Raw genomic sequence first — 12,784 nt, 5'->3', positions numbered from 1 at the left:
TCTGATTCCATTATCTCCTGTGATGGTTCTAAGTTGGACCTTAACAAGAATTGTATTTAAATTGCCATTTTTGAAGTGCAAGGGTGGTTTTACCTGACGTTGAACTTAACAAGGATTGTATTTAAATGAGTATAATGACAGGCTTAGAAGCAGGAAAGAGACAGTTGAACCTTAACAAGGGTTGTATTTAAATGTGTCAAAAGGGATAGATATAATAGTTGGTGTAATGTTGAACCTTAACATGGGATGTATTTAAATTGAAGAATTATTTTTTGATTGTAAATAAATGCAAAATAAATATGATATAATTAATTCACAACCAATATATGTTGGGATAAGGATGGGTTTTGCTATGGATAAATTAGAATTATTAAATATAATTGAAAAGGGAGAAAATTCATATATAGAATTTAAAGAAGAAGGTGTAAAAGCGAAAGAATTAGCAGAGGAAATTGTAGCTTTTGCTAATAGTGAAGGTGGAATAATATTAATAGGTGTATCAGATGATGGGAGTATAAAGGGAGTAAGTGATAAAAATATAGAAGAGAAAATCATGAATATATGCAGGAATAATTGTATACCTAATATAATTCCTATTTATGAAGATATAGAATTGGATGGGTTAAAGGTATCAGTAGTCAATATTCCTAAAGGATTGAATAAGCCTTATTACACAGTTGATCACAAATACTATATAAGGGTGGGAACCACAAAACGAATAGCTTCCAGAGAGGAATTAATGAGATTATTTCAAGCCAATGGAAGTATCCATTTTGATATATCACCAATTTATGATACTTCTATAAGGGATTTAAATTTAGATATAATAAGAGATTATTTTTTAAAATACAATACTTTTGATCTATATGAGGAAGATAAAAAGAGCGTAGAAAGAATATTAATTAATGCAGATATATTAAAAGAAGTAGATGGAAAGGCAATATGCTCAGTAGGGGGACTGCTTATATTCGGGAAAAATGTGGAGAATGTTATGTCCCAAAATGGAATTAGTTTTGCTCATTTTCGTGGAAATGAAATAACAGATGAACTTATAGATAAAAAGATGGTTTATGGCAGATTACAGGATATAGCAGAACAAATGATGGTTATATTAAAAAACAACATGAAAAATCCTTCAACTATTAATGAGTTAAAAAGAGAGGAAAGAGAAGAATATCCTATGCTGGTACTTCGAGAAGCTATTATAAATGCCCTTGTTCATAGAAATTATAGTATTTTAGGTTCTAAAATAAGAATTTTTATGTTCGACAACCGTATTGAATTCCATAGTCCGGGGAAGTTACCTAATACTGTTACTATTGAAAAGATGAAAATTGGAGTATCTTATGCAAGAAACCCTTTCCTAGTGAAATATATGGAAAATATGAGATATATAGATCAATTGGGAAGAGGTATTCCTATGATACTGAAAACAATGAAAGATCTAGGAGCAAGGGAACCTCTTTTACAGGAATCAGGAGAAGAATTTGTTCTTACTGTATATAAGAGATAAGTCATAAGTAAAAATTGCTAGACTTTCCAATGCCCAAGTTAAATCCTAACATGGGTGCATTTAAAGAGATTATCCATCCAAATATGTACTGAGAGAAGCATTTTCAGCAGGAATAATTGAAGATGAAAAATTATGGATAAATATACTTAAGGATAGAAACTCTATATCACATATGTATAGTGAAATCAATGCCATAGAAATATGTGAAAATATAAAGGATAAGTATATAAACGCTTTGAAAGAAATTAGGAAGAAAATAGTGGAAAGGAGACAGCAGTATTTATAGTATTGATGCTATTTTTTATATAGCACAAATTGGTAGATAGCCAAAAGCTTCAGTAAAGTATTATTTGAGATGTAACATGATATGTATTTAAATTTTCTGGAAGGGGAAAGTATCTGATACTCTTCCAAGTTGAACCGTAACAAGAATTGTATTTAAATGTTTGAATGATAAATGTTTCAATAGCAAATGTTTAAATTTATGTTGAACCGTAACAAGTGTTGTAATATTATTTATAAAATTAAAAATGGTATTTATTTTAGATATTCTGGGAATTGAATGTAAAATATACTCTTTCTTTTAGGTATGCTAGGCTTCTGATAGGTATAATGTATAAAAAGAGCTAATTAAATTTTGACTAAAATTAGAAAATATAATCTTGAATCAGTTTGAATGATTAATGTAATGGAACAATGTATTTTTGCATATTATTTTATATAATTAATTATATAGCGGGAGGATCAATGTGAAAATAAATAGTATAGATATCATTTTTATTATGTACTTGACATTTTTTATAAAAAATATTGAAATTAAAATTAATATAACATCCAAAAGATAAAATTTAGTACAGTGATTTATTAAGTCTGTACATTTTACATCTGTTGCACCTAAAAATAATATTTGGGTGCATAGTTTTTATTTTAATTCAGAATATTTCCTATAATTCAGCATGTTTCTGTAAAATATTCTAACAATTTTTAAAATAATGCAGGATTTGTTAAATTGGAGTAGAATCTATAAATATGTAACTATCGTGTAAAAGGAGAGTAGATATGGAAGTATACGAGATTAATGTTAAAATATATACACTTCAAAATATTTTAAAGGAAGAATCACTGGAATTATTAAGCAAGCTTCTTGATCAATCCTTCTATAAAAATGAAAAAATGAGGCAATTTCATAAAGAAAACAAAATAAAAAACTATTGTTTTAATAGCCTATATCCTCTTGCCTCAAATAATGAAATGTATAAAAAAGGGTGCATTTATAATTTTCAAGTCAGATGTATCGGAGAAGATTTAATAAGTCATTTCAAAAAATTTTTACCTAATGAACACACATCTAAGATTAAAGTACTTGTATATGACATGAAAAAAATTCCTAAAAGACCTATAGAAAGAATTTATAGTATAACACCTCTTATAATAAAAATTTCAGATGAAGATAAAACTCAATACTGGAGAAACATTCATAATGAATCTGATTTTTTTGAATACATAAGGAAAAGCACCATAAAAAAATATGAATTAGTTACAGAAGAAACAGTAGATGATAGTTTACAACTTTTTAATTATGAGAGAATAGACAATAGAAAACCCGTAGCAACAAAATTTAAGGATAAGAGTATTCTTGGGGATAAGGTTACTTTAACGATAGATACCAATGAAAAAGCTCAGAATATTGCCTATACAATTCTTGGAACAGGGATTGCAGATATGTGTCCCCGTGGATATGGTTTTATGAATTACCAATATGTGAAGTGAGAGGAGGTAATGGCTTTTGATAAATGAAATTTATGATATATTCAGCAGGGAGTACGCTGAAAATGGAGAAGGACTAATTGTAGACAAACATCTTCTTGCACCTGGAGACTACATTAAATTTACACTGGAAGATACAGGGGATAGTATAGAAATATTTCATGTAGATAAAAAAACTGATAATTCCTTAGAAGTTTATAGGGAGTTTGTCCGTAGGGACTATTTAAGTAGATTAATTTCTATGAATAAACCAATAGATCCAAATAAGATAATACACAGTAATAATATTTATACATTTTATGTAAAAAAAGAGAACCTTCATGAATCCAAGGGTAAACTAAATGGTAAAGTTATAAAGGAATATTATAATATATTAAAAAATCCTGAAGTAAAATATAAAAGCAAACCCAAAAGCAGAAAACTTTATTTGAAAATAGAAGAAGAATATGGGAAACCCGATATAGAATTAATAGAGAATATACAAAGTTGGGTACAAAAAAATATAATGGAAATAGCAAAAAAATTAGATTTAAATAAAACCTATCTTAAATTATTCTATGATACTAGTTTAAATAATTATGAAAAAGAGAGTGAGAGGTATATAATACCTAATATTTATAATAGTACTGACTACAATGTGAATATAGCTGGAAAAGTCTATGGATTATCTGACTTTAACATGGGACTTAATTCTAAAAAACCTTATCTTGAAAATAAAACGAGAAAAAGCAAATTGCCTCTGCTTGTGGATTCAGAAAAAATTCTAGTGGAAAAGAAATTGTTTGATTATCTTATGAATTATGCATCAGAAGGTAAAAATTATATATACGCGGAACAGGATTGTGTGGATGGTATTGAGGCAAAAGAAAATAAAAAAAGTGATTTTAGAGGATATTTTTTCAGGGTTAATAAAGGAAAAGAAGTAGAAATCACAGATTATGATTCCATAACTGATTATAGATATAAATTTAAAAGGGTTATAAAGATAATTCCCATATTAAGGCAGGGGTTTGAAAAAGAATTTACCCTGGTTAAAGGAAGTTTGAAAAATATAGGTGAATTGAGTGATAAAGTAAATGAATTGTTTTTTAATAAATATTTGAAAAGTAATTTTTTTACAGAGCCAAAGGACATAAAATTAAATGACAGCAAAGTAAAGGAATTTCTTTTAAAATATAGATATGGTTTTTATACATGGTTTTATAAGGGTGAAGATATTCTTGTGAAAGGATTTTGGGATAAAATGACTTTAGGGCTTTTGTGTAACTCCATAAGTCATGGAAATGCCAATAAGGCAATAAATCAGTTTAATTTAAGACATGCATTACTGGATTATTTCAAGGAGGAAAGTAGGGGAGAGAATATGGCAAATACTATTAAAGATATTAGAAAAAATGTGGATGAAAAGATAAATATAAAAAAAGATGAGGATTATAAAGTAGAAATTAAAGGTGATAAGGAATACTATTTTTGCATAGGACAGCTGCTTCAATATTTTTATAGTTTAAATAAATCTTCCAGTAAAAATTTTTCTTTTATAAGTTCAGTACTTAATGCATCAGATGATAGGATTGTAAAAGAAAAATTAAGACGATTATTTATCAAATACAGCTATGCAATTAAATCTTCTTTTAGATTTAGTAACATGTATTATATGGTTTTGGCTTATAGTTCAGAAAATGAAGTGGATAAGGACTTGATAATAGCAGGTTTTTTATGTCCCAGTCTAATATATAAGAAGTCAGAAGAAGATAGTGATGATGAAAATAAAAATGAGGAGGAATCTTAAATGAACAGAATATATGGAGTTATTGGAATAAAAGCTATTATGGCAAATTGGAATGCGGATTTTAGTGGTTATCCAAAGACCATAGGTGATGGTTCCATATTTGGAAGTGATAAGGCACTTAAATACAGTATAAAAAAATACTGGGATGATTTGGGAGAAAAAATTTTATATATAAAATCCTTTAAAACAGACAAGGACAAGATAAGGCCAAGATCCCTTGAAGAGAGGTATAATCAAGTATTTAATACAACGCTTACTAAAAAAGATAAAAGCGAAGATGTAATTAAAAATCTGTTTTCTACACTGGATGTAAAATCTTTTGGAGCCACTTTTGCAGAGGAAGGGAACAATATATCCATAACAGGTGCTGTTCAAATTGGACAGGGGTTTAATGTATATAAATCTTCAAATTCTGAAGAACAGCAAATACTTTCTCCGTTTCGAAATGATAAAAAGTCTAGTGGAAATGAAGAAGCGAAGGAAGCAAATCAAAGTACCCTCGGAACCAAGATTGTAAGTGATGAGGCACATTACCTTTATCCTTTTTATATAAATCCTATTGCTTATAGAGAGTATGTCCAAATGGGACTTACAGATGGCTATACAGAAGAAGATTATAAAAAATTTAAAGAGGGAGCACTTATAGGAGCTACGGCGCTTAATACTAATGCAAAGGCAGGTTGTGAAAATGAGTTTGCATTATTTGTGGAGACAGATGAAAAAACATATCTTCCTAATTTAACCCAGTTTATGGACTTTGATAAAGATGATGATGAATGTATTCTCGAATTTAATTTGAATCAGGTATTGGATGGGATTAAAGGCAGCATAAAAAATATAGAAGTTTATTATAATGACTACAAATTAAAAGTAGAGAATATACCAGAAGGGGCTAAAGTATTCAATATATTTACAAGAAAAGAGGTTTAGATTATGAAGGCAGTTAGATTTAAACTCTCTGGCAAAACTGCGTTTTTTAAGAAGCCAGATGTAAATACCTACTACTATTTTACATATGGTAATGTACACAAAATAGCCTTGCTTGGAATAATAGGAAGTGTACTTGGATTACATGGATATAATAGTCAAAGCAGAGATTTCAAAAATAATATCTATCCAGAGTTTTATGATAAGCTTAAAGATTTAAAAGTAGCTGTGGTAATGTTAAATCATCGGGGTTACATAACGAAAAAGATACAAACCTTCAATAATTCTGTAGGATATGCAAGTCTCGAAGCAGGGGGTAATCTTGTTGTAAAAGAACAGTGGCTGCAAGATCCCAAATGGATGGTATATGTTAAAGTAGATGGAATCACAGAGAAATTTGCAGATATGCTTGTGCATAGAAAAGCCATATTCTTACCGTACCTGGGTAAAAATGATCATTTCGCGGATATTACTGAAGTTAAAGAAATAAACCTTAGTAGGGTTGAAGATTATGATAAGATTCACAGCTTATTTAAAACAAAATACTTTCAAGTTGAAAAATATCCAGATGATGAAGATGATATACCTTGGAAATATACAGAGTATCTTCCCGTTGAACTGGATGAGAAATTAAATCAGTACAAGTTTGAACATTTTACAGGAACTAATATGAATATAGAATCAACCAGCCAGGGAGAAAATGTATATGGAGATTTAGAACTAAAAAATAATTTGTATTTCTTTTGAATTTTAGGAGGGAAAGTGCGGTGTATTTTGATGAGGTGAAACTTTTTGATTTTGAATCCAATATAGATAATATAGATAATATGTACGCTCATATGGATAGAGAGGATAAAACCAGAAGAGAAAAGCTTTTAAAGCATACAGATCTAACTTATCAGTATATGAAATTTATTTATGAAGAAAAGAATCTTCAAAGTGTACTTAAAAATTTTGAAAATAGAATTTTAACAAATAAAAATCAAAGGGTAATTGCTGTATGGAGAGAAATGATGATAAATACAATATATATGCATGATATAGGAAAAATAAATCCAGCCTTTCAATGTGATAAGATGTTGAATAAATCTTATAGGAATAGTTCAGAAGGAGACTCAAATCACTCCCTTCTAGGCTCATACATATACATAAGTTATTTCTACAGTAGAATAAAAGAAATGAAATTTGATAAAAGTGACAGGCTATATTTACATTATTTTATGTATTTAAATTCATGTATTATATCAAAACATCATGGATATCTTGACATGGAAAATTACAAAGAAAAGTTAGTAGGATTTGAAGAGAATCATCCAAAAGATGAATATTATATTGATTTAAATATTAATACTGTTAAAGAAAATGTAATAAATAATTCTTTTGAATCCTCAAAAGGAAATATGAAAGAATGCAAAAAAGACAATACGGAACTAGGTTTTTCTATTTATATATATTCAAAATTTCTTTTTTCTCTTCTTACAGCATCGGATTACTATGCAACTTCTGAATTTATGAATGGTGAAAAGGTTAATAATCTTGGAATAATAGATGAAAATTTGAAAAATGAGTTTAGTGAATGTATAGATAACTACAGCACCTTTAAGAGCATAAGAGAGTATAGCAATAATCCAGTGAAAAATGGAGAATATACAAGTATAAATCAACTCAGATCTGAAATAACCATTGAAAGTGAAAAAAACTATATAGATAATAAGGATAAAAATATATATTACCTTGAGGCACCTACTGGAGGCGGAAAAACCATAACTTCCATAAATCTTGCTAAACTTATACTTAACTCAAATTCCAATATAAATAAGTTATTTTATGTTTTTCCTTTCAATACACTGGTAGAACAAACCCAAAATGAATTGATGAAGATATTTGATAAAGACAGAATAATTGGAGAGAATATAGCGGTAATAAATTCTATAACGCCTATAAAAACAGAGGATAAAGATGAAGATTGCAATATAGATTATAATAAAGCTTTTATAAACAGGGTTTTCATAAATTATCCTTTTGTTATAACAACTCATGTGAGTCTTTTTAATTCTTTTTTTGGTACAAGTAGGGAAGAACTATTTCCTCTTATAAATTTGTGCAATTCAATAATAATTTTAGATGAAATACAAAGCTATAAAAACTCAATATGGAAGGAAATAATAAATTTTTTAAGCATGTATTCGGAAATATTAAATATTAAAATCATAATAATGTCAGCTACTCTTCCACGATTAAATAAACTTGTAGATAATCAAATCTATAACTTTGTATATCTTATAAAAGATAGAGAGCATTATTTTAAAAATCCATTTTTTAGAAATAGGGTTAAATTTGAAATAATAGATATAGGAGAAGAGCAAGAGGAGCAATTTGAAAATTTATTAGAAGATATTGAAAAAGAGAGCAAAAGCAATAATAAAATACTTATTGAATTTATATTTAAAAAAAGTGCTGATAAATTTTTTGATTATATGAATGAAAATTTTTCAAAGAAATATTCACATGAAATTGTAATAATGACTTCTGATGACAATAAGGCAGATAGAAATAAAGTTATAAAAAAGGCAAAAGAGGAAAATAGAAAGATAATTATAATAGCTACCCAGATTATTGAAGCTGGAGTTGATATTGATATGGATTTAGGGTATAAAAATGTATCCATTTTAGATGCAGAAGAACAATTTATGGGAAGAATAAATAGATCTTGCCTTAATGAGGGCAGAGTGAAGTTTTTTAAAATGGATGATTGTAAAATTATATACAAAAAAGATGTCAGAAGAGAAGATGAACTCACGCTTTCAAGTGAAGAAATTCAAAAATTGTTAAAAGAAAAGAATTTTGAAAAGTATTATGAGAAAGTTATAGGTAAGATTGAAAGAAATAAAAAGGAACTAAATGAAGATGGCTATGGACATTTTATTAAGATTGTAAAAGATATGGATTTTAAAGAGATAAAGGATTATATGAAATTGATAGAGGATGATAATCAGAATAAATATACTATATTTTTATCAAGAAGAATAGAAGATGAAAAAAATAATGTGCTTTTGGGAAATGGAATATGGGAAGAATATAAAAGTCTTTTATTGGATAATAAAATGGATTATTCCGAGAAAAAGGTGAAATTATCTAGGGTAAACTCTAAAGTGAATTATTTTATATACAAGGTAAAAAAGATACCAGAAGTCTATCAAGAATTATTGGGTGATATTTATTACATAGCTGATGGGGAAAAGTATATTGTAAATGGCAGATTTAATCAGGAAATATTTATTGGAGAAACTGCCAATAAGGCAAATCTATTTATGTAATTTACTAAGAAGATAATATTAATAATGATATTATCTGGATAAGTTTTTAGGTTCAGATGGAGAAAATCATTTTTTACGCGAAAAACTTTACCTGAACCTCTAAAGTACTTGATATGGAGGAGTGTATATGAAAACAAACGGTACACTTATAAATTATTATTTTCACTGCAAAAGGCAGTGTTGGCTTCATGGCAATAGAATGAATATGGAGGATAATAGTGAGGATGTTCATATAGGAAAAGTCATTCATGAATTAAAATTAGAAGGAAAAAAAGATACGGAAATATCTATAGACAATGTAAAAATAGATAAAATTACAAAAGATTATTTGGTAGAAATAAAAAAATCTGATGCAGATGTAGAAGCTACTAAGTGGCAGGTGATTTTTTATCTCTACATATTAAAGAATAAGGGCATAGAAAGACAGGGCAAAATTGAATTCCAGGAAAAAAACAAGCAGAAAAATAAAATAATTTATGTGGAGCTTACAGAAGAAAATGAATTGGAATTGAAACAGCTTATTGGTGACATAGAAAAATTATTAGAAAAAGAAGTTCCTCCTAAAATTGAAAAAGTAAAAGGATGTAGAAAATGTGCCTATTATGAATATTGTTATATCTAAACTACATATAAAAGAGGGTGAAGTAAATGGCCAGAGGTGTTAAATATTTGATGAGTATGGGAGAGCTTAAAAGGAAAGATAACTCTATTGTATTTCATAATGATAAGGGGAACTCCTATCTTCCGGTAGAAGCTGTAAGGGAACTATACTGTATGAATGAAATTACTGTAAATAGTAAATTTCTTGATTTTGCTGCAAAAGCGGGAATAGTAATTCATTTCTTTAATTATTACGGGTATTACAGTGGAACTTTCTATCCAAAGGAGAATCTTGTGAGCGGAAGAGTCATTATAAAACAGGTGGAAGCTTTTTCTAATAATAGGAATAATATAGCTAAATCATTTGTTCAGGGTATAGCGGATAATATATATGAGGTACTGTATCATTATTACAGACATGATAAGAAAGAAGTTCGTTCCACCCTTGATTGGATAAAAATAAAATTACCTGAATATATGAAGCATGATAATCTAGGTATAAAACATATATTGAGAATTGAAGGTGAGATATGGCAAAGATTTTATGAAAACTTCAAATATATTTTACCAGAGGACTTCGTACTTAATAAAAGAATAAAAAGACCGCCTGATAATCCTATAAATGCACTTATATCCTTTGGAAATTCTATTTTATATTCTAAAACTGTATCTCAAATTTATAATACCCATCTAAATCAGACTATAAGCTATTTACACGAACCCTCTGAAGGGAGATTTTCTTTAAGTCTTGATTTATCTGAGGTCTTTAAGCCAGTCATAGTTTACAGGACAATTTTTGAATTGGTAAATACAAAGCAAATTCAGGTGAATAAACACTTCGATAAAAAATATAATTATTGTCTTTTAAATGAAAAAGGGAAAATGATATTTGTACAAGCTATTGAGCAAAGATTTGAAGATGTTTTTTACCATAAGAAATTGAAGCGAAAAACAAGTTATATCACAGCCATAAGATTGGATGGACATAAACTTATAAAGCATGTAGTGGAGGGAGAGGAATTTATTCCTTTTAATTTGAAGAGCATGATGTAGCAGGGAGGAGCTTTTGTGGTGAAGAATTTTAATTTCAACTATGCATTTGTATTTTATGATGTGAATGAGAAAAGGGTTAATAAAGTTTTTAAAATATGTAAAAAATATTTTCATCATCATCAAAATTCTGTTTTTAGAGGGGCCATAACTCCGTCTAAGCTTATAAAATTAAAAAGTGAATTAAACAAGATTGTGCAGGATAAGGACTTTGTTACAATTATAAAGCTTATAAATGACAGTTGTTTTGATGAGGAAACTTTAGGTATAAATGAGAAGAATACGGAAAATTTAATACTTTGATTTTTCCAACCTCATAATACGGCTGATGTGGTATGATACATTGAAATTTATAATATTACGCCACTTTTTATATACATTTTATAAAGATGAAAATCGGTTGGAAAAGTTTTAATGAAAGTCTTTATATATGAGTGTTTAAGTAATATAATAAAAATAAAGAATGGCTATTTTACATTAGTTGAACCTTAACAAGAATTGTATTTAAATCTGGTTTTTCTGATGTTTTGTGTTTTATTATAGCTGTGTTGAACCTTAACAAGAATTGTATTTAAATTCAAAAGACTTCAGAGCCAACTTAAGACCATAAATAGTTGAACCTTAACAAGAATTGTATTTAAATTAACCTGCCTTAACAGGCTTTTGAATAAAAACAAGTTGAACCTTAACAAGAATTGTATTTAAATAAAATGCTTATGTAATTGAGGAAAATAAACATGTACAGTTGAACCTTAACAAGAATTGTATTTAAATTCGACTGAACCTCCTATAACTGTTACTGTTGGTTTTGTTGAACCTTAACAAGAATTGTATTTAAATCATTTAATTAATTTTTCAAGCCCACATGCCTGACGCGTTGAACCTTAACAAGAATTGTATTTAAATTTCTTGCCATTGTGCAACCTCCTTTAAGGAGGGGTAGTTGAACCTTAACAAGAATTGTATTTAAATTGGTATCACACCTTATGAAAATATTTTCTTACAATCGTTGAACCTTAACAAGAATTGTATTTAAATGCTTCAGACAGGCTTAACATATAGAAAGATTTTATTGTTGAACCTTAACAAGAATTGTATTTAAATTTAGATTTATAAAGAAAGGTTCTGTTAGGCATAAGGTTGAACCTTAACAAGAATTGTATTTAAATCTTTTTCCTATTTTATTACCTCCTGCTGGAAGTGAAGTTGAACCTTAACAAGAATTGTATTTAAATCTTGCACCTTCCGGGATGAGAAGATATAAATTCCCTGTTGAACCTTAACAAGAATTGTATTTAAATGTATTAAAAGAACAGATGTTATGGGTAATACAACTAGTTGAACCTTAACAAGAATTGTATTTAAATGGTTTATTATTGGTATTTAATATTTCTCTTTCTATGTTGAACCTTAACAAGAATTGTATTTAAATTTATATGTTTGACCCCAGCCTACAGCATTTTTATTAGTTGAACCTTAACAAGAATTGTATTTAAATAACTACTGCATTCATCAGGAATATAGATCCTAATAGTTGAACCTTAACAAGAATTGTATTTAAATGCGTATGGCTGGTTATGATTTAGGAGGTGCTGACGCGTTGAACCTTAACAAGAATTGTATTTAAATTACCTTTTACCTGTCTTTCTTTGGTATGATTATGCTCGTTGAACCTTAACAAGAATTGTATTTAAATTGAGGTAAGTAATCTGTACCATAAAAACTATTAAGGTTGAACCTTAACAAGAATTGTATTTAAATTTGTATACTGTAATTAATTCATCGATGGCTCTGGAAAGTTGAACCTTAACAAGAATTGTA

Annotated in this window: 9 protein-coding genes, 1 pseudogene and 2 CRISPR repeat arrays (2 of these 12 only partly in view); all 10 genes and pseudogenes read left to right on the top strand. The window is 28.2% G+C overall.

From position 1 onward, the window contains the following. Window positions 1-258: direct repeats of the CRISPR family, unit length 30 nt (it extends 950 nt beyond the left edge of the window). A 94-nt stretch (window positions 259-352) separates the two neighbouring features. Next, window positions 353-1,513 (top strand): RNA-binding domain-containing protein, encoded by a 1,161-nt coding sequence (locus tag ACJDU8_RS05055; protein ID WP_406791063.1) that lies wholly within the window; start codon window positions 353-355, stop codon window positions 1,511-1,513. A gap of 82 nt (window positions 1,514-1,595) precedes the next feature. Beyond that, window positions 1,596-1,799: pseudogene (locus tag ACJDU8_RS05050) on the top strand (HI0074 family nucleotidyltransferase substrate-binding subunit); the annotation flags it as partial. A 773-nt stretch (window positions 1,800-2,572) separates the two neighbouring features. Continuing rightward, window positions 2,573-3,283 carry a CRISPR-associated endoribonuclease Cas6 gene (locus ACJDU8_RS05045; protein ID WP_406791062.1) on the top strand — a complete coding sequence of 237 codons (711 nt, stop codon included), beginning with the start codon at window positions 2,573-2,575 and terminating at the stop codon, window positions 3,281-3,283. 16 nt (window positions 3,284-3,299) lie between these two features. After that, window positions 3,300-5,069, top strand: a complete 1,770-nt coding sequence (locus ACJDU8_RS05040; protein WP_406791061.1) for a hypothetical protein — start codon at window positions 3,300-3,302, stop codon at window positions 5,067-5,069. After that, window positions 5,070-5,999 (top strand): type I CRISPR-associated protein Cas7, encoded by a 930-nt coding sequence (locus tag ACJDU8_RS05035; RefSeq protein WP_406791060.1) that lies wholly within the window; start codon window positions 5,070-5,072, stop codon window positions 5,997-5,999. 3 nt (window positions 6,000-6,002) lie between these two features. After that, window positions 6,003-6,743 carry a type I-B CRISPR-associated protein Cas5b gene (cas5b, locus tag ACJDU8_RS05030; protein ID WP_406791059.1) on the top strand — a complete coding sequence of 247 codons (741 nt, stop codon included), beginning with the start codon at window positions 6,003-6,005 and terminating at the stop codon, window positions 6,741-6,743. 20 nt (window positions 6,744-6,763) lie between these two features. Further along, window positions 6,764-9,313 carry a CRISPR-associated helicase Cas3' gene (gene cas3 / locus ACJDU8_RS05025; RefSeq protein WP_406791058.1) on the top strand — a complete coding sequence of 850 codons (2,550 nt, stop codon included), beginning with the start codon at window positions 6,764-6,766 and terminating at the stop codon, window positions 9,311-9,313. A 127-nt stretch (window positions 9,314-9,440) separates the two neighbouring features. Further along, complete coding sequence (cas4, locus tag ACJDU8_RS05020; protein WP_406791057.1) at window positions 9,441-9,935, top strand: CRISPR-associated protein Cas4; 495 nt, start codon at window positions 9,441-9,443, stop codon at window positions 9,933-9,935. Window positions 9,936-9,961: 26 nt separating this feature from the next. Further along, window positions 9,962-10,966 (top strand): type I-B CRISPR-associated endonuclease Cas1b, encoded by a 1,005-nt coding sequence (gene cas1b, locus ACJDU8_RS05015; RefSeq protein WP_406791056.1) that lies wholly within the window; start codon window positions 9,962-9,964, stop codon window positions 10,964-10,966. 15 nt (window positions 10,967-10,981) lie between these two features. Then, entirely contained in the window at window positions 10,982-11,266 is a 285-nt protein-coding gene (gene cas2, locus ACJDU8_RS05010) for a CRISPR-associated endonuclease Cas2 (RefSeq protein ID WP_406791055.1), read from the top strand. A gap of 177 nt (window positions 11,267-11,443) precedes the next feature. Further along, a CRISPR array of direct repeats spans window positions 11,444-12,784; the repeat unit is 30 nt; unit sequence GTTGAACCTTAACAAGAATTGTATTTAAAT (it continues 72 nt past the right edge of the window).

Source organism: Candidatus Clostridium eludens (assembly GCF_045310515.1).
In the GTDB taxonomy this organism is placed as follows: Bacteria; Bacillota; Clostridia; order Clostridiales; family Clostridiaceae; genus Clostridium_B; species Clostridium_B eludens.
This window is presented reverse-complemented; position numbering and strand designations above follow the sequence as displayed.